Annotated in this window: 12 protein-coding genes; 2 read left to right on the top strand and 10 right to left on the bottom strand. The window is 53.2% G+C overall.

Annotated elements, in window-relative coordinates; translation table 11 throughout:
- Positions 1-39: 39 nt before the first annotated feature.
- Genes DYD62_RS15970 through fes form a run of 3 tightly spaced genes read right to left on the bottom strand, consistent with a single transcriptional unit; the run spans position 40 to position 10,104 of the window.
- Entirely contained in the window at positions 40-8,493 is an 8,454-nt protein-coding gene (locus DYD62_RS15970; RefSeq protein ID WP_115228431.1) for a non-ribosomal peptide synthetase, read from the bottom strand.
- Between the two features lie 48 nt (positions 8,494-8,541).
- Entirely contained in the window at positions 8,542-8,751 is a 210-nt protein-coding gene (locus tag DYD62_RS15975; RefSeq protein ID WP_115228432.1) for an MbtH family protein, read from the bottom strand.
- A gap of 27 nt (positions 8,752-8,778) precedes the next feature.
- The gene (fes, locus tag DYD62_RS15980) at positions 8,779-10,104 is read right to left on the bottom strand and encodes an enterochelin esterase (protein WP_115228433.1); all 1,326 of its coding nucleotides are present in this window, start codon (positions 10,102-10,104) and stop codon (positions 8,779-8,781) included.
- A 288-nt stretch (positions 10,105-10,392) separates the two neighbouring features.
- Here fes and DYD62_RS15985 point away from each other — a divergent pair, with 288 nt between their 5' ends.
- Positions 10,393-12,666, top strand: coding sequence for a TonB-dependent receptor (locus DYD62_RS15985; protein WP_115228434.1), 2,274 nt, complete (start codon positions 10,393-10,395; stop codon positions 12,664-12,666).
- A gap of 51 nt (positions 12,667-12,717) precedes the next feature.
- Here the strand turns inward: DYD62_RS15985 and DYD62_RS15990 are convergent, their stop codons facing one another.
- The 7 genes from DYD62_RS15990 to hslU form a co-directional block, all read right to left on the bottom strand.
- Positions 12,718-13,578 (bottom strand): isochorismatase family protein, encoded by an 861-nt coding sequence (locus DYD62_RS15990; protein WP_115228435.1) that lies wholly within the window; start codon positions 13,576-13,578, stop codon positions 12,718-12,720.
- 428 nt (positions 13,579-14,006) lie between these two features.
- Entirely contained in the window at positions 14,007-15,626 is a 1,620-nt protein-coding gene (locus DYD62_RS15995) for a (2,3-dihydroxybenzoyl)adenylate synthase (protein WP_115228436.1), read from the bottom strand.
- Positions 15,627-15,696: 70 nt separating this feature from the next.
- The gene (gene dhbC / locus DYD62_RS16000; protein ID WP_115228437.1) at positions 15,697-16,893 is read right to left on the bottom strand and encodes an isochorismate synthase DhbC; all 1,197 of its coding nucleotides are present in this window, start codon (positions 16,891-16,893) and stop codon (positions 15,697-15,699) included.
- A 373-nt stretch (positions 16,894-17,266) separates the two neighbouring features.
- A complete protein-coding gene (locus DYD62_RS16005) occupies positions 17,267-18,061 on the bottom strand; it encodes an ABC transporter ATP-binding protein (protein ID WP_099396562.1) in 795 nt (264 codons plus the stop codon).
- A complete protein-coding gene (locus DYD62_RS16010; protein ID WP_115228438.1) occupies positions 18,058-18,957 on the bottom strand; it encodes an ABC transporter permease in 900 nt (299 codons plus the stop codon). Before DYD62_RS16010 ends, DYD62_RS16005 begins: the two co-directional genes overlap by 4 nt.
- Positions 18,958-19,113: 156 nt before the next feature.
- On the bottom strand, positions 19,114-20,076 hold the full coding sequence (locus DYD62_RS16015) for an ABC transporter substrate-binding protein (protein ID WP_115228439.1): 963 nt from the start codon (positions 20,074-20,076) through the stop codon (positions 19,114-19,116).
- Between the two features lie 846 nt (positions 20,077-20,922).
- Positions 20,923-22,218, bottom strand: a complete 1,296-nt coding sequence (gene hslU, locus DYD62_RS16020) for an ATP-dependent protease ATPase subunit HslU (RefSeq protein WP_172476519.1) — start codon at positions 22,216-22,218, stop codon at positions 20,923-20,925.
- Positions 22,219-22,412: 194 nt separating this feature from the next.
- On the opposite strand from hslU, the gene DYD62_RS16025 reads away from it, so the two are divergent.
- Entirely contained in the window at positions 22,413-23,411 is a 999-nt protein-coding gene (locus DYD62_RS16025) for a DUF3369 domain-containing protein (RefSeq protein WP_115228440.1), read from the top strand.
- Positions 23,412-23,620 lie beyond the last annotated feature (209 nt).

The following is a 23,620-nucleotide window of genomic DNA, read 5'->3' on the forward strand; positions in this document are numbered from 1 at the left end:
AAAAACACCCCGCCTTCGTGATCAGCGGGGTGTTTTTTTTCAGCTCAGAGTTTTAGTCAGAATCTGATCCAGCAAAGGACCGAGCACCGTCAGGGATTCCGGTGAAACGATATCCTCGTGGGCGCAGTCCAGATAGTGGACTTCCAGCTCTTCCACATAGGCCGCCCAGCGGGCCTGAATATCCCAGTCTGCGGGCAGGGTGCGGCTGGCTACAAACAGCTGTGCTTTACCATCAAAACGAGGGGAGCGTGCACTGGATAAGAGCCGCACGGCATCCGCGTAGTTGGCCACAATCTGCTCAAACATTTCGGTTTTTTCACGCAGCATAAATTCATCTGCACCCTCTTCTGCCGCCAGCATAAATTGCTCGCGCTCCCTGTCCAGCTCGGTATTGGCTTCCTCTTCCGAAGGCGCGGTCCAATCCTGCTCTTCGGGAGGATACATATCAAACAGCCCCAGAAAAGCAACTTGCTCACCCATAGCTTGCAGCCTTGCCGCCAGCCCATGCGCCACCGCGCCGCCAAAAGAGTAGCCCAGTAAGTAATAGGGGCCTTGCGGCTGTAGGCGCAGTAAATTAGCCAGATGCCGCTCGCACACTTCATCCATATTGGCGCAAGTGGCAATCACGCCGTCCGGCCTTGGCGACTGCAAGCCAATTAAAGGCCACTGACCAGAGAGCTGGCGGGCAAAGCCGCTGTATTGCCATGCAAAGCCGGAAGCAGGATGGATAAAGAAAAGCGGCTTAGAGAGGCCAGCCCGCAAATAAAGCACTTCGCCAAAACCTGCATTATTAGGGTCATTCGCCTGCTGCTCATCGCTCAGCAGCGCGGCCAGCTTTTGCACGCTGGACGCCACCATAATTTGCCCAACAGACACCGGCCGCTTCAATTCACTGCGCAAAACGGCCGCTAAACGCATCGCCAGCAAGGAGTGCCCGCCCAGCATAAAGAAGTCATCTTCAGCAGAAAGTACAGATTGCCCAAGGATTTGCGCAAAGACATTTGCAATCTGGCTCTCCAGACCCGCACGGGGCGCACGGCGGGCAGAATGAGCTCTTAAAACAGGCTCGGGCAAAGCTTTGCGATCAAGCTTGCCATTCGCGCTTAATGGAAATTCGCTCAGATAAACCAGCGCCACCGGCACCATATAAGCGGGAAGCACTTGCGCCAGCGCCGCAAGCACGGCCTGGGAATCGGGTGGTGACTGGCTGTCTTCTGCAATGGCATAGGCCAGCAGCTGACGGGCATCCGCACCTGTTGTTGCCGCCTGCACTCCCAGTAAACGCGCGTGCACCACAGCACGGGCAATGCCCGGTTGCTGCAAGAGCGCCGCCTCGATTTCGCCCAGCTCGATGCGCTGACCACGAATTTTCAGCTGATCATCGCTGCGGCCAAGATATTCAACATCGCCCGTAGGCAAGTAGCGCACCACATCTCCTGTGCGATACATCCGCTCGCCCGCTGCAAATGGATCGGCCACAAAGCGCCCTGCTGTCAGGCCCGGCCGCCCCAGATATCCGTCTGCCAGCTGCACACCCGTCAGATACAAATCACCTGCCACACCCAGCGGCACTTCACGCAAATAGGCATCCAGCACGCGCAGCCGGGTATTCCATACGGGACGACCAATCGGCACGCTGCCTGCGCACTCAGTACCCGCATCTTTATCCTGCGCAGGCTTGTATGTCACATCCACGGCGGCCTCGGTCGGCCCGTAAAGATTATGCAGGGGCGCGGCAATCAGTGCCGCATAACGCTCAGCCAGCTCGCGAGGCAGTGCTTCTCCGCTGCAAAATACGCGCCTCAGGCTGGCGCAATCTGGCGATAAGGGATTGGGCTGGGCAATAAAAGCCGCCAGCATTGAAGGCACAAAATGCAGCGTTGTAATCTGCTGCTCAGCAATCAGCGCCAGTAATTCTTCCGGGTCTTTATGCGCTTCAGGCGGCGCCATAAAGAGTTTGGCGCCATACATTAAGGGCCAGAAGAACTCCCACACTGAAACATCAAAGCTGCACGGCGTTTTTTGCAGCACCACATCGTCGGCCTGCAGGGCGTATTCATGCTGCATCCAGACTAGGCGATTCACAATGGCGCGGTGCGAAACCAGCACCCCCTTGGGACGGCCTGTCGATCCCGATGTATATAAAAGATAGGCCGCATGATCTGGCGTCAGCGCCACCGCAGCATGCTGCGGCGCTTGCCCTGGCAGGCGGTCTGCCAGCAGCAGCGGCCCCATTCCCGCAAAACGGGCAGCCTGTGTGCTGTCGCTGATGATTAGACGTGGCTTAGCGTCTGCCACCATATAGCTCAGCCGCTCATCTGGGTAGCCCACATCCAGCGGCAGATAAGCAGCGCCCACTTCCAGCACCGCCATTAAAGCAAGGCTGAGATGAGCCGAACGAGGCAGAGCCACTGCCACAATATCGCCCACACCCACGCCTGCGGCTTGCAAATGCCCGGCAAGCTGCGCCACCTCCAACCGCATTTGCCGGTAGCTGAGTGATTTTTTCACATCCTGTAAAGCCACGGCATCTGGCGTGCGTTCTGCCTGCGCCTGCAGTAAATCGCACAGGGTATGCGCGGGCAGCTGGATATCCGTTGCATTCAGGGATTGAATCAAGGCCTGCTCGGCCTGAATCTGCGGTTTGAAAGCAGCCCATGGCAGATCAGCATCTTCCGCCAGATGATTCAGCAGCATTAAAATCCGCTCTGCCCACCGAGCCACATCCTGCACCACATCCCGGTATTCGATGAAGAGGCGTAATTGCTGGCCTGGCAGCACCAGAACGGTTAAAGGATAATGGGTATAGCCGCGGTTTCGCAGCGCTCCTACCCGCAAACCGTGGTAATCCCGCGCCAGCAATTCATCTTGCTCGGGGTAGTTTTCTACCACCAGCAGGGTATCGAATAAGGTGGGCGCTCCCGCCAAGCGCTGAATTTCACCCAAGCCCAAGCCATCGTGCTCCAGCAGCTGAATCTGCTGAGCCTGCACGGCAGCTAATTGGGCGAGCAAAGGCTGATGCGGATTTAGCCGCACGCGCACGGGCAGGGTATTACTAAATAAACCAATATGCTCTTCCACACCGGGGCTAAAACGCCCTGATACAGGCGAGCCAAACACCACATCATTACGCCCGCTCATGATTGAAAGCAGTGCGGCCCACATTCCCTGCATCATGGAATTAAGCGTTAAACCCTGCTGACGTGCCTTTGCAGTTAAGGCTTGCTCCAGCCCATCTGGCACCACCAGCTCCAGGGTATTCACCTTGCCAAGCGATGGATTATCGCCAAATAACAGGGTTGGTTTCACCCCAGCCAGTACTTCTGTCCAGATGGCCCGTGTTGCCGCCAGCGGACGAGCTGCCAGCTGCTTGACCACCGTTGCATAATCCACACGGGTGGCGGCTAAAGTGCCATCCCCGTAGGCACGTAGCAGATCACCCAGCAGAATCGGCGTAGACCAACCATCCACCACCAGATGATGAGCCGTTAAGCAAAGCGTGTGCTGATGATGGCCTTGGCGGATTAACAGCGCGTTAAGCAAAATATCTGCGCCACCAATCACAAAATCACGATTTAATTCCTGCTGCTCTGATCGTGCCAGCTCAGCCTGCTGCTCCGCCTGGCTTAAGTGGCTGATATCCTGCTGCACCCAAGGCCAGCGGCGCCCGCGGCCACTCACCAGTGGCAAGAGCTGCACGTTGCCTGATTCATCATCAAACATCGCAGCCAGCTGCGGATGGCGCTCAAGCACCGCTTCCAGCGCATCGCGCAGTCTTTCGGTATCCAGCGGGCCAAGCAACTCAATACGGGTAATCGAGTTGTATTTGCTGCCTGCATCGCCCAGCCGGGCATGAAACAGCAAGCCTTCCTGCAAAGGCAAAGCGGGTAAAACCGCCGCCAGTGGCCCGTAGCGCTGGCTTAATGCGTGCAGCGCCGAATCGCTTACCGGCGTTTCCACCCCCACCAGCGTATCCAGCGCCAGCAAAGGCCGGGCCTGAGCAAAGTGCTTCAAGCCTGCCACATAGGCGGTAAACCGCTGATGCAGGGCGGCTATTTCAGCCTCGCTGAACAGCGCCGTCGCCCATGTCCAGTTCAGGGCCAGTTGCGGGCCGCTGCTGCTTTCTTCTACAAATAAATTAACTTCCAAACCATAGAGCAAAGGCATGCTTGGATCAGTATTCACTGCAAACGCATCGGCAAAACATCCTGCCGTGCTTTGCGGGGCCCAAAATTCGGCCGCGCCCGTAAAACGCCCCAGATAATTAAATAAGAACTGTGGCCGGTTAGCGGCTTCCAGCCTTGCAAGGACAGGGCCGCTTTCATCATCCAGATAACGCAAAATGCCGTAGCCTAGGCCTTTATCTGCAATCGCACGGGTGCTGCGCTTGATGGCCTTTACTGCCTCTGCTGCCGCGTGGCTTCCTGCTGCTACACCCGCCAGATCTAGGTGTTTCAGCTCAATCGCCAGCGGATACTCGCTGGTCAGCCAGCCTATGGTGCGGCTTAAATCTGCTTGGCCATCATCAAGCTGACGGCCATGAGATTCAAGCGAAACGCTGACGCGCGGGCTGGCAAAGACCTCGCTATACGCTAAGGACACCGCAAGCAGCATCAGCTCTTCAATCTGCGCCTGATAAGCAGCGGGCAAATCAGATAAAAGCGCTGCGCTTAAACCGGCATCCAGCAAAGTACGGCACTGGCTTGCTGAGCCATAGGTATCCCGGCCAGGATTTAACACCCGACCGACAGAAGGCCCGGCCAGCGCAGCCTGCCACAGTGCCAGCTCCGCACGGCGGGCAGGGATTTGCGCCGCCAGCCGCTGTGCCCAATCCTGCACCGTGCACGATTCGCGCAGCAGCAGCGCCGCCGTATGATTCAGCGCGGCCTCACTGGCCTCTTGCAAATCGGCCAGCAGAATTCGCCATGACACGCCATCAATCAGCAGATGGTGCAGTACCAGCATCAGATAGCTTTCGGCTTCCCCGACAAAATGCACCGCCTGCATCATTTTTCCGGCGGAAGGTTTTAAGCTGGCGCAGGCCGCTGCAAACTGGGCATCCATCACGGCAGAGAAATCATCCTGCGGCAGTAATTGCTGCTGCTCTGGCTGCGCTGTATCCCAAGTGGCCGTGAGCAGCAAACCCTGATCATCCGCCCTGGCGCGTAAAACCGGGTGGCTGCGTTGCAGTGCGTGCAGTGCGGTGTGCAAATGAGCGGGCTGAATTTCCTTTGGAATACGCAAGAGCACGCCCTGAGCAAAGCATCTGTCCAGCCCGTAATGCTCAGCAAACCAGCTCACTATTGGCAAGCGCCCCAGCCGCCCTGTTGCCTCGCTGCCTGCTGTGGGTGCGCTGTTCAGCCGCTCTAAAATAGTGGCCATTCTGGCAGGCGTGCGTTGGGAAAACACATCGCGCGGCCTGAGTAAAAAGCCTGCGCGTCTTAGCTCTGAGCCCAACGCCATCGCCGAAATACTATCCCCGCCCAAATGAAAGAAATCATCATCCGGCCCAAGGATTTCCAGCCCCAGCACCTTAGCTACGCCATTGCAGAGTAAGCGCTCGGCCTCGTTGGCAGGCGGGCGGCTCTGGCTTTGCTGAGTGGGTTTGGGCAGCGCCTGCTTATCGATCTTGCCATTCACATTCAAGGGCCAAGCAGGCAGGATCATCAACGCCGCCGGAATCATATAATCGGGCAGCTGCCCGGCCAGCCTAGCCAGTAAATCAAGGTTTAAGCCCGGCGCATCGTGCTCTGCCGTGCAGTAGGCAATCAGGCGGTGGCTGGCCCCAAGCGGCTCAGCAATCACCACGGCACCCTTCACCCCTGGCAGCTTAAGCAGGGCGTGTTCTACTTCTCCCAGCTCAATCCGAAAGCCACGGACCTTGATCTGAAAATCGGCCCGGCCGATAAACTCCAGCAGCCCGTCGCTACGCCAGCGGACTAAATCCCCCGTGCGGTACATCCGCCCTTCTGCAAAAGGATTTGCCACAAAGCGGCTGGCGGTTTGGCCGGGTCGGCGCAAATAGCCCAGCGCCATGCCTTCACCTGCCAGATATAAATCACCCACCACGCCCTGTGCCACTTTTTGCAAGGCATGGTTAAGCACATAGGCCCGGGTATTCGCCACAGGCCGACCGATGACCGGCTGCTCTGCCTGCGACACGCAAGCACCTAAGGCATCGATAGTGTATTCAGTGGGGCCATAAAAATTATAAACATGCAGGCGGGGGTGCTGGCGCAGATCACTCCACAGCGCCGGAGACACCGCCTCGCCACCAATCAGAATCAGATCAGGCACATGGCTGGCCGCGGCCAGACCGCAGGCGAGCAGCTGCTGTAATACAGGTGGCGGCACATCCAGCATATCGATTTGCTGCGCCTGAATAAATTCGAGCAAGGCCTGAGCATCGCGCCGCAATTCTTCATCGCAAAGATGTAACTCATGCCCCAAAAGTAAAAAGAACAGCGGCTCCCACGAAGCATCAAAAGAGAACGAGGTGCTATGCGCCGCACGCACTCTGCGCCCGCCAAGCCGCTGCATCATGTCCGCAATAAAGCTGTGCTGATGAGAGATCAGCAAATTAAGCAGGCTGCCGTGGCTCACCATCACGCCCTTGGGCTTGCCGGTCGATCCAGAGGTATAAATAATGTAGGCAGGATCTGCCTTATTTAATGGCGCAGCCCTATCGTTATCGCTGACCGGCTGGGCAGATAAAATAGACAATTGCGCCATGCATTCCGGCGAATCAAGATACAAAGCTGGGGTCTGCAAAGGCAGATCGCAATCGCTTAAAGCCAGCAGCAACGCGGGCTGCGCATCATCGCACAGCATCACCAGACGATCTTTGGGGTAATCCAGATCAAGCGGCAAATAAGCCGCGCCTGCAGATAACACCGCCAGCACAGACACCACCGAATCCACACTGCGTGGCAAAGCAATGGCCACAATATCGCCCCGGCCTATACCCTGCTGCATCAGCAAGCGGGCAAGGCGGGCTACTTTAGCGCTCAGCGCGCTGAAATCCAGCGTTTCCGCCCCAAAAACCAGCGCCTTATGCCCGGCAGATTGCAAGGCCTGCTGCTGAAACAGCTCAATAACAGTGTTGATTTCTGGCAGCACAACCAGAGGCCCGGCGGACCATGTATCCAGCCTTGCTGTTTCGGCAGGGGCCAATAAGGCCAGCGTATCAATCGGCGCATGCGGGCTGGCCATCAGGGCATTTAAAAATGCGCTTAAACGTTCACAATGTAATGCCAGCTCTTCAGGCTGATAGCGATCGGGATTAGCTGTCAGGCTCAGCACCAGCTGCTGTTCTTCCAGCGCAATACCGAATTCCAGATCATCAACCGGGCCTGCAGCCAGAATATGCGTCGTGGCTTGCAAGCTGCCCAATTGCAGGCTTTGCTCGTAAATCTTCAAATTAAGACCTGGCCCGTACAAGGGGCGGCGGCTGGCTCCCATATCCCTCTGCACCTGCTCCGCATCATACCGCTGGTGCCTGCGTACCCGCTGCAGCTCCAAAGCTAGGCGTTTGGCCAGCTCACACAGGCTTAGCCCCGTATCCACTCTCAGTTGCAAGGGCAAAACATTCACCACAGGCCCCATGGCATTTAGCGCGGCAGACCCCATGCGGCGCATAAATGGCATGCCCAATACCGGCCTTGCCGAGCCGGTCATCTTGGATAAATAAGCAAAAATGCCCGCCATCAGTAATTCTGGCTCACTCACATCAGCCGGTAAGCCTGAGCTTCTTTGCAGCTGAAAGCTTTGCTTTAAGGCATTTACATTGGCAAAAGACTGGCCGCCATGATGGGCATTCAGAGAAACCGGCTGAGCTAAATCAGCGCTGTAGTCCTGCCAGAACTGGCGGTCACGCTGGTAAAGCGCAGACTTTTGATAGGCCTGATATTCATCCACCACGCGGGCAAAAGAGATAAAGGGCGTGGCGCTGACCGCATGGCCTTGTTGCAAATCGGTATAAATTGCAGCAATCCGCCGTGTCAGCGCGCTAAAGCTATAGCCGTCAACGCACACATGGTGATAGCGCTGATACCAGAACCAGCGCTCATTGCCCGCCTTAAAAATAATATGCCGGTACAGCGCCTGCCCCGAATCAGCCGCCTGAGCCTGATCAAGATCGGCACGCATCAGCGCTAGCGCCGCAGCGCTCGCATCGTTTTGATCACTTAAATCTAAGAATTCGGCATCAGGCAGGCAATCTGCGTCCACAGCCAGCGGCAAATATTGCACGGGGCCGGAATCACCCTCCCCAAAACGCGCATGCAGCGTATCTGCTTCACTCAGCCCTAGGCTGACAGCACGTTGCAAGCAGGCCACGTCCAGTGCGCCTTGCAGCTCTGCATAATGCGCAACGGTATAGCCATTTTTTACCGGCGATATCTGATCGGCCAGCCAAATGCCCAGTTGTGATCCAACAATGGGCAATTCCAGCCCGCTCTCTGCTGGGGAGTTCTGCGTAACAGTACTTAACAAGATGCCTATTTCCTTTAATAAGTAGACCCGCTGCGGGCAGACTAAAAATTAATGCACAGACTGGGTGATGCGAATATCCAGCCAGTTCAGCTCAATATATTCAAGGCAGCGGGCATGGCTTTCCGGCCCAAATACCTTATTCCAAGCTGTAGGCACCGCAGCAAAACTGGGCCACAGGCTGTATTGGCCCAAGACGTTTTTCAACACCAAAAAATCCTGGCTTTCATCATCAAAAGGATTAACCTGCTCATTACTCATGCTTTGAATCTCCGCTTAAAACCGGTTTTAAAATGGGCTGACTTCAGCAGGGTATTGATTTGCTAATAGCTCGCTCAGCCCGTCGAGCAGGCCACCCCGCCAGCACAGCCAGTCGTGACCGCCTTCAAACAGGCGGTAACTCACCTGATGGCCTGCCTGTACTAAGGCATCGCGCATGGTTTCATTCACATCAATCATCACGTCTTCACGGCTGCCTGCTTCCTGAAATACCTTTAATGCGCGCGCAGCCGGTGCCAGGCCTGGCAACTCTTCAGCAAGCCGCCCCCTGCTCCCCGGCTTACGAATTGCCGGCTGATTCAGCGGCATTTTTAAAATATCGTGGTAAGGCCACCAGAAAGAGCCAGACTGGCTGAGCACGCAGCCAAAACGCTCCGGCCAGTGCAAGGCAGCGTACATGGCCGACAACCCGCCATAGCTTTGCCCGGCAATCACGGTGCGCTCCGGCTGATCACTGCAAGGCGCAATTTGCTGAATCAGCGGCAAAAGCTCGCTTTGCACGGCTTGCCAAAACTGAGGATTACAAGGCAGCTCAAGACTGCGCTGCCCGCCATCAATTGCATCGATCAGCACATAAACGGCAGCAGGCAGCTGCCCGTCTGCAGTGGCACGGTCAATCGCCGGATATACAGGCATACGTTCAGCCCAGTGCTGGCCATCCAGTAGCAGCACAAGGGCGCGATCGCCATCTGGCTCTCCTGTCTGGTAAACCCAGACCCTGCGCTGATTTGCCAGCATGGCGCTATGCCAATCCAGCAGCTTAAGAGCGGCCAAATCACCCTTATCTTGACCGTCTGCACACCGCCAGGCGGTCTGTGGCGGCGCTTTTGGCAAATGCAGCGCCGACATTGCAGAACGCCATGCGCCAGCGCGGGGAGATTGCAAATTCAAAGGATCTGCCTCTGCAGCCTCAGCGATTGAGCGCCACCAGCTGCGCTGATCGCTGGCCTGCTCAGCAGCCGCCAGCGCTGAAAAATCCGGCAGCCGGGATGCCGCCACGGGCATCAGGCAATAGCTGCCCCGCCAGTCTGCTGGCAGCTGCACCTGCCAGTACCAGATATCGCTGCCTGCCATTCTGACCAGCGATTGCGGGTCTGCACGGTGGTGATCAGTAACCGAATTAACGTCGATATAAACCCGCGCCAGCTCTGAACAAGATTCATCGCCTGCCGGATCGCGCCATAGAAACGTCACCCAAACCCTGTGATCTGCGCACTCCTCAATAAGCGGTGTGCCCTGCTCTGCAATCTTTAACCACCAGCTTTCACTGCCAGCATCAATTGCTTTCAATAAATCTGTGGCTTTGCTTGCTTCTGAATTTAGCTTGCACAACATGCTGCGACTCATCCTTTTTGCTGCTCTTGTCATAAAGGGATTATTGCACATTGTAATGAGAAGTATTATCATTTCATAGCTGCAATTTATTACATATCGCTTAAAAATCACACTATTTAGAAAACAACTGCTGATTTATTGCAATAAAAATGCAAGCAATTGAAATGAATAAGAAAGGTATTTGAATGGATATGCAATGAACTGCCTCGCTCCAACATGACCCGCAAGACCTGAAGCCCAAGGCATTTCGCCAGCAAGCGCTCACATCAATCTCTGACGGAAACAAGAATGAAACACCCAACCCGGCATTACACATTACTGTTAGCAATCAAACTGGCACTTGCGGGCTTAGGCGGGGCAAGCGCCGTGGCCTATGCGGATACATCAGCAGCAGAGCAGGTTTATCAGCTGCCGGCCGGCTCTTTATCCGCTCAGCTGAAACAGTTTTCTCAGCAATCTGGCATCAAGCTCAATATCGATGAAAGCTTAGTTAAGGGCTGGACAAGGCCTGCACTCAATGGCCGTTATTCCGGCCAGCAGGGGCTGAATGCCATTCTGGCCGATACCGGCTTACAAGCTATTGCCAGTGGTGCGGGCTATCAGCTGATTGCCAACACAGCCTATCTGGCCCCCGTTACCGTAACGGGCGAGAAAATAAACCGCTCCATGCAGGAAACCACCACCGCCATCACTGTATTAAATGGCGCTGATCTGGATAAGGGCCATGTCACTTCGATTTATGAAATAGGCAATCGCGCGCCCAACGTCAACATCAATGGCGCAGGCGGCGTAAACATTCGTGGCGTGGAAGGTACTGGCCCGGCAACAGGCGTATTCAGCTTTATCTCTGGCGCACGCCCGCGTGTCAGCACCAGTGTGGATGGCGCGCCGGAAACCTGGTCTGGCCAGCAATATGTTGATTTCGGCATGTGGGATGTAGAGCAGGTCGAGATTTTGCGCGGGCCCCAATCCACCACCCAAGGCCGCAACACCATAGGTGGCGCGGTGGTAGTGAACACCAAAAATCCGACTTCCAGTTGGGAAGGCGCGGTGCGTGCCGGGTATGAAAACGAGGCTGGCAGAACACTGGGCGCAGCCATGATTTCCGGCCCGATTGTGCAGGATGAACTGGCTTTCCGCTTGGCCGCCGAAGGCATCAAAGGCAAGGGTTTTGTGGAATACCCTGGTGATTGGCCTTGGGACCCCTCAGATTTCAAGCGCCAGAATGTCCGCGCCAAATTGCTTTGGACACCCAGCAATATGCCTGATTTCTCGGCCAAGCTCACCGTATCCCAGCGCGATCAGGAAGGCGAATACTTAAACCGGATTAACAGCGCTAATTATTCTGACCGCACCTATTCCAAGCTGAACTCCAGAGTGAATACCCGCACTCAGGATTCATCCAAAACCACGGCAAACATAGACCTTGAGTACAAAATATCTGAGGGCTTAAACAGCCATCTGCTTTATAGCCGTGGCAAATACCATGCCTCTTTCAAAGAAAGCGGCGCTGACCGCTTCCAGCTACAAATGGATGAAAACAGCAACACGCTGGAATCGCGACTGATTTACGATCCGCAAGGCGGCAGAGTCAGTGCGCTGGCCGGGTTTTACTACTACGACCGCCATCAAGATTTAAACGCCAGCCCTTATAACAGCGGCTTCTTTGGCACAGATAAGGTAGACACCCTTGCCGTATTTGGCGAATCCACCATCAGCTTAAACAGCAGTTTTGATCTGAATCTGGGCGGGCGTATCGAGCGTGAAAGCCAAAAACGTAATGTTTTAGGATGGCCAGGCACCAATAATGAAGCGCTGATCAAAACCGATATCTCCGAAACCATGTTTTTGCCTAAAGTCGGCATCATTTACAAAGCGACCCCAGAAACATCGTTCGGCCTAACCTATCGCGAAGGCTATACCCCGGGCGCAGGCAGCATTAACTATGACGACAACAAGTTTTATGAATATGGTAAAGAAAAAGTCAGCACGATTGAGCTGAGCAGCCGCTCCAGCTTCCTAGATAAGCGCCTAGCCTTAAATACCAATCTGTTTTACAACCGCTATAAGGACTATCAGGCTTTACTGAATAATTACTTTACCAATATTCCTAAAGCAGAAAGCTATGGCATTGAAATCAGCGCCGACGCCAGCGTCAATTCCTCGCTTCAGCTCTTTGCATCTTTAGGCTTACTCAGTACCAAAATCACCGAAAGCAATATTCGCAGCGCTTCCGTTGAAGGAAACCGCTTAGGCTACGCAGCACCGGTGTCTGCCAGCTTTGGCTTTAAGCAAAAGTTTGATATGGGCTTCTTCCTAAATGGCGATATCAGCCATACAGGAGAATACTATTCAGACTTAAGCAATACAGAGCAGCTAAAAGCAGGTGATTACACGCTGGCTAATTTGCAAGTGGGCTACGACAAAGGCAATTACGCAGTACGTGCCTATGTTAAAAACCTCTTCAATAGCGATGTGATTTACCGCAAAGGCAGCCGCAATCACGAAGCAGACGCAGGCGCACCGCGCACGCTAGGCGTCACGGTAGATTACCGCTTCTGATAAAAAAACGTCCACCTGCAGAGGTGGACGTTTTTTTATCAGTACTGTTTATTAAGACTTCGCCAACAAGGCCCACCATGCAGCCAACGTGGCCTGCTCGGCCAATTGGGTAAAGCTTAGCTCTACACCCGCCCTTCTCCAGCTCTCTTGCAAGCTCATAACCCGAATCGAATCCAAGCCCCAATCGATCAGATTGTCATCTTCGTGCAAATCAGAAGCGGGAATTTGCAAGCTGCTGGCGATGATTTTCCGCAGCTCATCCAGCGAGGCAGGCAGGCTGCCGCCTTGTAATTGCTGGATTAAAGCCGTGGTGGAAGTGGTGTAGCCGCAGCGCTGCGCCACGTAATCCAACGCCATTTGATGCTCTTTGGCAGAGAAATCAGCCAGCGCATCGCCCACAAAAAAGGCCTGAATATCATTCATAAAGGCATCGCAAGCGGTCATCATGCAGCCGATATGCGCGTAAACGCCGCAAATAATCAGCTGATCACGCCCTTGGCTGCGCATGCTTTCTAGTAAATTTGAGCGCTGAAACGCGCTATAGCGCCATTTGGGCAGCACAGTATCCTGCGGCTGCGGGGTAAGCTCCTGAACGATGCCTTTACGTGCTGGCTGAGCCACAAGACCCGCTCCCCACATATCCTGCAATAGCCCGCGCTCTGCTAAGGTCTGATCTGGCATTTGCGCGGTATACACCACGGGAATACCTAGCTTGGCCGCCAAATCCAAAATACGCCTTGTATTACCAATTAATTCAGGAATAGGCGCGGCAGATTTATCGTAAAAATCAACAAAGTAATCCTGCATATCGTGGATCAGCAGCACAGCGCGTTTTGCATCTGGCTGCCAGCTCACACGGTTAGCAGGAAACTCGGTGGGCATGGGATAAGTACTGATTTTGGGGATGGCCATGTGGATTCTTTTCAGTGTTTAAAGGTCAGTAATGATGCGCAGGGCGGGTGAAATACACGTATTTTTCAGCATCACTCGCGGGTTTCACTCCATGCGCGCAAAGGAAATTATTTTTTATTAGCAAACAGCGAAAAAACCTAATCACCACGCTCTTTGCATAGGGCTTTAAAGCCCCCTTGAAACACGCCGAAGCGAGGAACAAGCGGGACGGGGGATCGCTTGGGAGGAGGATCCAGCCAATCCCGCCCGCCGCCGACTCGATTGGACCGCAACAGGGGCTTTCGTGTTTTGTTGTTGTCGCTTGGCTTCGTTTCTTGGCGAAGCAAGAAAGGAAGGCCCCGCGGTGGCTACCGCTCCAAAATCAACGTGCCGAAGGCGCTAGAAAGGTCTTTTTGACTTTGGTTAGCACATATGGGGTTTCACACGCCCTACGACAGCATAAGCAAGCGCTGCTCTATCATTTGCCGCAGGATTTTTTTGCTGACTTTGCCCACGCCAGTTTTGGGAAAGGCGTCGGTAAACTCGATCCGGTCGGGGATTTTATAAGCGGCGATGCCTAGTTTTCGCAGATAGGCATTCAGCTCCACCGCCCTCAGGCTGGCATCGCGGCGGATCACAAAGGCGCAGCTTTTTTCACCCAGAAAAGCATCCGGCATGGCCACAATCGCCACATCAGCCACGCCCTGATGGGCCAGCAGCAGATGCTCTATTTCTTCGGCAGAGATTTTTTCGCCGCCACGGTTAATCTGATCTTTGGCCCGGCCTTCCACCACCAAATAGCCCTCAGCAGTTTGCCTGACCAAATCACCTGTGCGGTAAAAACCATCGGCAGTGAAGCTGCGGGCATTGTGTTCGGCAGCGCGGTAATAGCCATGAATGGTGTAAGGGCCACGCGTCAGCAAATGCCCCACTTCACCTATGGGCAAGGGCTGATCTTCATCATCCACCACGCGGATTTCATCGTCTGGCGAAATCGGCCTGCCTTGGGTATGCAAAACCAGCGCATCGCTATCGTCATAGCGCGTGTAATTAACAAGACCCTCGGCCATGCCAAAGACCTGCTGCAAGATGCAGCCCAGCTCACGCACTAGGCGGGCCGCCATTTCGCTGTTAAAACGAGCGCCCCCCACCTGCACCACTTTCAGGCTGGATAAATCCGGCTGCAAGCTTGCTGCCGCATCCAGCCATACCGGCACCAAGGGCGGAACCAGAGCAGTGATCGACACACGCTCTGCGGCAATCAGAGGGAAAACATGATCGGGGCTGGAATTACTGCTCAGCACCACCGTGCCACCCGCGTAGAAAACACCAAGGGAGCCTGGCGAGCTGAGCGCAAAATTATGCCCAACGGGCAATACGCAAAGGTAAACGCTCTCCGGGCTAAGCTGGCAGATTTCTGCGCTGCCCCGCAGGCTGTAAATATAATCATCGTGGGTACGCGGAATCAGCTTTGGTGTTCCCGTGCTGCCGCCTGACAGCTGAAAAAACGCGACATCTGAAGCCTCAGGCGGTGCGGGCAGCGGGCCAGCTGGCAAATCATGCAAGGCCGTAAATGGCCCTGCATCGCCCAGCACCAATACATGCTGCAAACTTGGCGACACGGCTTTTACTTCGCTGGCCAGATTGCGATAATCAAAGCCACCATGCTGATCGGCGATGATATAAGCCACCGCTTCGGCATGCTGGCAGAAATAGCTGATTTCTAATTTGCGATGTGCTGGCAGGGCAAAAATCGGCAAAGCGCCAATCCTAAACAGGGCAAAAATCACCGCAAAAAACTCGGCACAATTAGGCAGTTGCACCACCACCCGATCTTGTGGCCCTAGGCCAAGCGCGCTAAACCCCTTGGCTAAGCGATCCGCCTCTGCAGCCAGATCACGGTAGCTCCAGCGAGTTTGCCCGCTCACTAGCGCAAGCCGCTCGCCGTATTGCTCTGCCCGCTCCTCTAGCAAGGCGCTGAAGGTTTGGCCTCGCCAATAGCCCTTGCGGCGATAGTCACCGGCCAAAGCTTCTGGCCATGGTGTGCAATGCGCTAAAAAATCACTCATCACACCGCTCCTGCATGAACAAGTCCCAATGCTTCGAACCATGGCGAGCCATACGCTAAAAAATTACTCATCACACGGCTCCTGCATGAACAAGTCCCATGGCGTTCAGCATGGTGCGAAACTTTGCCGACGTTTCTGCCAGCTCGCTTTGTGGTGAGGAATCGGCAACGATACCGGCGCCAGCAAAGAGGCGCAGCGATTTACCCGCAACTTCAGCGCAGCGTATCGTTACAATCCACTCACCATCGCCATTGGCATCGCACCAGCCCAGCATGCCGGTATAAAAGCCACGATCAAACGGCTCGATCTGTGCAATTAAATCGCGGGCATTCTGATTGGGGTGGCCGCACACAGCGGGCGTAGGATGCAGGGCTGAAGCCAGCATCAGCGATGTGGTTTCTTCATCAATCAGCTCGCCGCTGATTTCTGTGGATAAGTGCCACATGGTTTCGGTATGCATTAAAACTGGCCGCTCCGGCACAATCAGCGTGCGGCAAAATGGCCGCAAACCGTCTGCAACGGCGTTCACCACGACCGCATGCTCGTGTAAATCTTTTGCCGACTGAAGCAGCGCTTCGCCACGCTCGCGATCAATTTTAGGATCGGGGCTGCGGGCGGCCGAGCCTGCCAGCGGGTTAGAAAACACTTGGCTGCCTTTTTTACGCAGCAAAAGCTCGGGGCTGGCCCCGATCAAAATACGCGGCTGGACTTCTGCCTGGTCGGAAAGATTAACGGCAAAGGTATAGCCATGGGCATTACGCTGAGCCAGCGTTACCAGTAATTTGGGGATATCCACCGCTTGCTCTGCAGCCAGATCCAATGCGCGCGCCAGCACCACTTTATCTAAATCTTTATTCTGTAAATGCTGCACAGCCAGCGCTACGCCATCGGCATAAGCTTGCGGCTCTGGCAGGGGAGTGATGGAGCAAGGAACTGCCTGCGGCTTAGGCTGGGCAAGGCTTTGCGGTAAAGGGCCTGCCCGCAGTACGCTGCGGGGGATGCTCAGGCAGGCCGATTTTCTACCATCAAAAGGGATCGCCCCCACCACCACCGGATCAAGATGCCCTGTGGCTTTGGCCTGCTTCAGTGCAAGGGCTACAGCCTGATTAAGTGCATCTAAACTATTGGCCGCGGGAACCGTGGCATAGTGGCCCTGAGCCAGCAACGTTTGCCTGGAGCTAGCAAAAAACATCGCTGAATCTGTTTGATAACCTGACAGCAAATATTGAGCCTGTGTACGCAATTCGCCACGGAATAGATCATTCATCAGATGAGTTCCTCTTTATAAAAGTGGAATAGGCAAAGTTAAATAAGGCCAGCCGCAGCCGCCCTGAATGGCAGGCACTGACGCCAGCTGATCCCCATCCGCCAAAATCACCCGGCCCGCAGCTGCAAGCACGGAAAAGCAAGCTTGAACAAGGCCAGTGCCAGGTTCACAGCTCACTTTTGATAAATATCACTCTTAAACGATAATGAGAATGGGTATCGTTAACAAAGTATGCCATGCTCAATCAAAATTGCACAAGATTAATGTAAGGGCACAATCAGTAAACAAGAGAAAAAGTGAGGGATTGAGAGAGGTAACAGACAAAAAAAAAGCTGGCTCCAAATTGGAGCCAGCTTTTTTAAAAGACGATCAATCAGCCTAAGAGCAGCGCATCGTCGTCGATTTTTTCGCCACGGTTTTTTTCAAACATAGCCAGCAAATCGCCCACCTCCATGGTGTGGCGCTTATCTCCTGCCACATCCAGCACCACCTGCCCCTGATGCAGCATGACGGTGCGATGGCCGTGATCCAGCGCCTGGCGCATGGAGTGCGTTACCATCAGCGCGGTTAAGTTGTTTTCTTTGACGATACGATCGGTGAGCTGCAAAACAAAAGCCGCAGTTTTAGGATCCAGCGCCGCGGTATGCTCATCCAGCAGCAGCAAACGCGATGGCTGCAAAGAAGCCATCAACAGGCTGACCGCCTGTCTTTGCCCGCCGGAAAGTAAATCCATCCTGTCGCCCAAGCGGTTTTCCAGGCCCAGCTCTAAGGTGGCCAGCTTGTCGCGGAAAATCGCCCGCTGCTCGTTTTTAACCGCCCGGCCAAAGCCGCGCTTTTTACCACGCTGCCAGGCGAGCGCCATGTTTTCTTCGATGCTCAGCCCTTCGCAGGTACCTGCCATCGGGTCTTGAAACACCCGCGCCACCATGCCAGCGCGCTGCCATGCAGACAGCCGGGTCACATCCTGCCCATCAATATGAATGCTGCCGCTGTCCATTTGTAGATCGCCGGAAATCGCATTCAGAAAAGTCGATTTACCCGCGCCATTGCTGCCGATTACGGTAATAAATTGGCCAGATTCGATGGTGAGCGATAAACCCTTTAAAACCAGATTTTCAATCGGTGTGCCGGGGTTAAAGGTCTTGTATAAATCACGGACTTCCATCATGACCGTTTCCCCTTTTTACGAAAAAACTTGGCTTTTACTTTTGGCAACACTAGGGCAAAGCCAACCAGCACGGCAGTAATTAAGTTTAAATCCTGCGCTTTCAGGCCAATAAAATCAGCATTTAGCGCCAGAGCAATCAGCAGGCGGTAAAGCAAAGCGCCCAGCACGGTAGCTAGGGTAATCACCCACAAATTACGCGATGGTAAAAGTGTTTCGCCAATAATCACCGCAGCAAGGCCCACCACAATCGTGCCCACCCCCATCGACACATCCGCCCCGCCCTGAGTTTGCACATAGAGCGCACCGGCAAAGGCAATCAGCGCGTTAGAGAGCGCCATACCAATCAGAATCATCCGGTCGGTCGCAATACCCTGCGCCCGCGCCATACGGGGATTGGCCCCGGTGGCCCGCATCGCCAGCCCTGCTTGCGACGCAAAAAAGAAATCCATGCCCAGCTTAGCCAGCACAATAATCACCGCCAGCACCGCAGGTTGCACCAGCCAGCCACTTTCCAGCTGCTCGCCAATAAAAGGGCTAAACACGGAAGGTGCACCTATCAGCGGCAGATTAGGCGCGCCCATAATGCGTAAATTGACCGAATAAAGGCCAATCATCACCAAAATACTGGCTAAGAGCTGCAAGATATTCAGGCGCACATTCAGCCAAGCAGTCAGCCAGCCCGAAGCTGCCCCGGCCAGCACGGCCATGGCACAGGCAAACCAAGGATCGTGTCCACCAGAAATTAAAGTGGCCGCTACCGCGCCACCAAGGGGAAAGCTGCCATCGGCAGTTAAATCAGGGAAATTAAGCAGGCGAAAAGAAATCAGCACCCCAAGCGCCACCAGCGCAAAGATCAAACCAATTTCCAATGCACCCATCAGGGCAATGGGAGTCATAAGTATTCCAGGGGGCAACAATCAAATCTGAAAACCCAAACCTTAAACCACAGAGGAAAGGAGAACTCGGAGGAGCACGGAGACAAACCCAACAAGATTTTCTCTGTAAAACTCTGTGTTATCTGTGGTTCAAGATTTGGGTTTTGACGCAGTTTTTTACTTCACCACTTCTTTAGCTTCTTTTAGCAGCGCTGCAGACAGCGTGACGCCTTGTTTTTTAGCGGCAGCGGCATTGACCATCAGCTCTTGCTTAGCGCCCACTTCAGGTGCGATATCGCCTGCATTTTCGCCTTTCAGAATACGCACGACCATCTTGCCAGTCTGGCGGCCTAGGTCGTAATAGCTCATGCCCATGGCTGCAATTGCGCCGCGTTTCACTAGGCTGGCATCACCCGAGATCAAAGGAATCTGCGCTTGTTGTGCTACACCCACTAATGATTCGTAGCTGGACACCACGTTATTGTCAGTATTGGTGTAAATCGCATCCACCTTACCCACTAAGCTTTTAGCTGCAGTAGAGATATCCACCGTACGCGCTGCCGGTGCTTCTACCAGCGTCATGCCGCGTTTAGCCAATTCAGTTTTTAATTCTTTAGCCACAATGGTGGAATTCACTTCACCCGGGCTATACACCATGCCGATACGTTTGGCCGTGGGTTTTACTTTAAGGATTAAATCAATTTGGGGAGATAACTGCAGCATATCGGATACGCCGGTTACATTATCGTTGCCTGTTTTCCAGCTTTTCACCAGCTTAGCCGCCACCGGGTCGGTGACCGCCGTAAACACCACCGGAATAGTGCGTGTTGCAGCCACCACGGCCTGTGCGCTTGGTGTGGCAATAGCCACGATCACATCAGGCTGATCGCCCACAAACTTGCGTGCAATTTGCGCGGCAGTGGCGGTATTGCCCTGTGCACTTTGAAATTGATATTTAATTTGCTTGCCTGGCTCAAAACCTGCTGCTTTTAATTCGTCTTCCACCCCTTTACGCGCAGCATCGAGCGCAGGGTGATCAACAATCGCAGTGACAGCCACCGACTTCATATCGCTTGCGCCCGCTGTAAACGACAAACTGACCAGTGCGGCCAAAAGAGCAGGTTTAAATAATTTAAGCATCTGACAAATCCTTATTTCAAAGTGATTTTGAAGCTTTGAGGGAAAGAAAATCGCGACTTTTTAATGGAATAGATAAGCTGATTCGCTTACTTTAAACAATCGTTTTATTTTTTCAATTAAATGACAAGCAAATAGCCAAGACCCGGCTTTAGCCTGCAAATCATCCTGAATAAAATACCGGCAGGATAAAGGCAATAAAGGGTCGTTGCGTCAAAGATAATAGAGGGAAGTCTGCACAAGATACAAAACGGGGATATCCCTAATAGAGGGTGTTCTCTCTGATATAAATTCATATACACGGAGGCAAAATAAGCTGTGGATAACTTTGTGGGTAAGATATCAATTCACCCCTGATTAAGGGGATTTAAATCAATAAAACTGGTTTATTAAGCAGATGTAAAACAGGGTAAGACCCAAGCCAGATAACACTTGACGGGCAATAAGCAGAAGAGAAACAGTATTAAAAAAAACCGACCATATGCACAGCCAAGCCTGTGTGTAAAGCCCTGATACACGCATTGATATGCCGCAAAAAAACAGCACTTAATGTGCCTGCAGCAGTACAAGATTTAATCATTTATAAAGAATTATCAAGCTCAGCAGAAAGTCGCCTATCAGCCTAGTTCACAAAAATGACATTTTCCATCCCTATTTATACGGAATAAGCTTGTAAGCTGAGGAACGGTAAAACGCCTTTCCTGCCACTGTTTCCTGCCTGATTCAGTGGATTTTAAAAAAACAAAGGCAGAAAACCTGATGATTTTCTGCCTTTATTTTCAGTGTATTAGCCAGGTCCTGCTGCAGGCTAACGGTGGATAACTATTCATCCTTACACCGCGCTAAGAATTAAAGCACGTAGCGCGCCAAATCTTCATCAGCGGCAATACCGCCTAATTTGCTGCTCACAAAATCTGCATCCACCACAATCTTGCCGCTTTTTGCATCAAAGGAGATTTCCTCCAGCAAGCGCTCCATCACGGTGTATAAACGACGCGCGCCGATATTCTCAGTACTTTCATTCACCTGCCAGGCAATTTCGGCCATGCGCTTCACGCCCGCATCGGTGAAATCCAGCTCTACGCCTTCTGTGGCAAGCAAGGCTTGATATTGCTTCACAAGGCAGGCATCGGTGCCGGTAAGAATGCTGGCAAAATCGCCCACTGTCAGCGAATTAAGCTCAACCCGAATCGGGAAACGCCCCTGCAGCTCGGGAATCAAATCGGATGGCTTAGCTAAGTGGAATGCGCCGCTGGCAATAAACAGAATATGGTCGGTTTTTACCATGCCGTATTTAGTGGTGACCGTGGTGCCCTCTACCAGCGGCAGTAAATCACGCTGCACACCCTGACGGCTGACTTCACCGCTGCCCGCCTCGGCGCGGCTGGTGACCTTGTCTATCTCATCAATAAACACAATGCCATTTTGCTCAACCGCTTGCAGCGCTTCGGTTTTAGCGTCCTCTTCATTCACCAGCTTGCCCGCTTCTTCCTCGGTTAATAGCTTCATCGCCTCGGCCACTTTCAGCTTTTGCGATTTCTTTTTATCTGAGAACGCGCCTTTAAACATTTGTTGAATCTGGCTGGAGAAGTCTTCCATTCCCGGCGGGCTCATCACTTCCATCGTTGGCACGGCTGCGGCCACTTCGATTTCAATTTCTTTATCATCAAACTTGCCTTCACGCAGCATTTTGCGGAATTTCTGACGGGTATCCGATTCATCGTTGCCACCTGGCGGCAGCAGCACATCTAAAACACGGTCTTCAGCAGCATCGGCAGCCCGATGGCGATTGCGGCTAATGGCTTTATCCCGCACCTGCTTAACGGCAACCTCAACCAGATCACGAATAATACTGTCTACATCTTTACCGACATAACCCACTTCGGTGAATTTAGTGGCTTCTACCTTAATAAAGGGTGCATCAGATAATTTGGCGAGGCGACGGGCAATTTCAGTTTTACCCACACCAGTTGGCCCAATCATCAAAATATTTTTAGGTGTAATTTCACTGCGCAGGGGTTCTGCCACCTGCTGCCTGCGCCAACGATTACGCAGCGCAATCGCTACTGATTTTTTGGCGGCAGCCTGGCCAACAATATGCTTATCCAGCTCGTGAACGATTTCCTGCGGAGTCATTTGGCTCATGATTCATCCTTAACAAAATATATAAAGCAGATGGCGGCGCACAGAATAAATTTAAAGCCTGATCAATAGATATTTCATCTTTTCACGGCTTTATTACGTACTAAGATTAAATACATGGAAGTTTTACAAAATGATGCTCACTCACACAGATAAGTTCTACACTGACTATATACGGACCTTACGTAGAGAGAAATATGAGTAATAGCGCTGATGAAGATTGGCTGGATGAAGACAGCAGCGATGAATCAAACGGCCATCAGCATGATTGCTGGACCATTCTGGTGGTTGATGATGAACCCGATATTCATCATGTCACAAGACTGGCACTCGCTAATATCGAGTTTTTAGGCAAACGCTTAGAAATTTTATCCTGCTACTCAGGGGCGGAAAGCTTGGCTCTGCTCAGCTCCCGCCACGATATCGCCTTGGTATTACTTGATGTGGTGATGGAACAGGAAGATTCCGGCTTGCAAGTGGCCCACGCCATTCGTGAAACGCTGGGCAATCATCAGATTCGTATTATTTTGCGCACCGGTCAGCCCGGCGTTGCACCAGAGCGCCGGGTGATTGAAAGCTACGATATTAATGATTACAAAGCCAAAACCGAGCTGACCCGCGATAAGCTTTACACCGCCATTCTGGGTACTTTGCGCTCGTATAAAGACATTATGCTGCTTGAGCATCAACGCCAGATGCTCGCCGCCAACCGCCGTGGCTTAATTAAAGTCATTGAAGCTTCAGCAAGCATTTTTAAACAACAATCTATTCAGCAATTTGCTCAGGGTGTGCTGGAGCAACTGCAATCCCTGCTCTTTTTTGAACAAGAAGCGCTTTATATCATTGTGCAGGGTGGTATAGCGGCGCTATCACAAGATGGGGCCATTCAAGTCATGTATGCCACCGGTGGCTATGAGCCGCTTTGCGGCAGGCCATTAGAGCTGAATGAGCGGCTGCGCTTTGATGAATCCATCAAAAAAGCCATGCAGGAGGAAAAGAGCATTTACGCTGCAGATCACTTTGTGGGGTTTTTCCATACCGAGCGTGGCCCAGTCAATTTGCTGATCATCGACGGGCCAGTGGCTTTATCCAACCCGGATAAAGAGCTGATTGAGCTGTTTTGCCGCAATGTCAGCATCGCATTTGAAAACCTGATGATGAATAAAGAAATTCAATCGCTGCGCGATGCCGAATAAAACGCTGAAAAAATACGCTGATTTAAAGGTGATTTTCGCAAGGGTATAGCGCAGATCCTGCTCAAATAACGAAGCGGAATGAATCAGGCATCCTTAGGCTGCTTGCCTCGCATCACCGGTACAGGCCAGCGAGCTGAGCATATTTAAACCCTCCTTGGGAATAACAACAGCCATCTCCCCGGCTTTTGCAGCTAAGCCGCATAGAGCAC

It is taken from the genome of Iodobacter fluviatilis (assembly GCF_900451195.1).
Lineage (GTDB): Bacteria > Pseudomonadota > Gammaproteobacteria > Burkholderiales > Chitinibacteraceae > Iodobacter > Iodobacter fluviatilis.

Bases quoted from the DNA above. Each gene is read 5' to 3' on its own strand.
- DYD62_RS16005 (WP_099396562.1), bottom strand. From the start codon at position 18,061: ATGATGGAAGTCCGTGATTTATACAAGACCTTTAACCCCGGCACACCG.
- DYD62_RS16015 (WP_115228439.1), bottom strand. From the start codon at position 20,076: ATGCTTAAATTATTTAAACCTGCTCTTTTGGCCGCACTGGTCAGTTTG.
- hslU (WP_172476519.1), bottom strand. From the start codon at position 22,218: ATGAGCCAAATGACTCCGCAGGAAATCGTTCACGAGCTGGATAAGCAT.
- DYD62_RS15985 (WP_115228434.1), top strand. From the start codon at position 10,393: ATGAAACACCCAACCCGGCATTACACATTACTGTTAGCAATCAAACTG.
- DYD62_RS16025 (WP_115228440.1), top strand. From the start codon at position 22,413: ATGAGTAATAGCGCTGATGAAGATTGGCTGGATGAAGACAGCAGCGAT.
- DYD62_RS15975 (WP_115228432.1), bottom strand. From the start codon at position 8,751: ATGAGTAATGAGCAGGTTAATCCTTTTGATGATGAAAGCCAGGATTTT.
- fes (WP_115228433.1), bottom strand. From the start codon at position 10,104: ATGTTGTGCAAGCTAAATTCAGAAGCAAGCAAAGCCACAGATTTATTG.
- dhbC (WP_115228437.1), bottom strand. From the start codon at position 16,893: ATGAATGATCTATTCCGTGGCGAATTGCGTACACAGGCTCAATATTTG.
- DYD62_RS16010 (WP_115228438.1), bottom strand. From the start codon at position 18,957: ATGACTCCCATTGCCCTGATGGGTGCATTGGAAATTGGTTTGATCTTT.
- DYD62_RS15990 (WP_115228435.1), bottom strand. From the start codon at position 13,578: ATGGCCATCCCCAAAATCAGTACTTATCCCATGCCCACCGAGTTTCCT.
- DYD62_RS15995 (WP_115228436.1), bottom strand. From the start codon at position 15,626: ATGAGTGATTTTTTAGCGCATTGCACACCATGGCCAGAAGCTTTGGCC.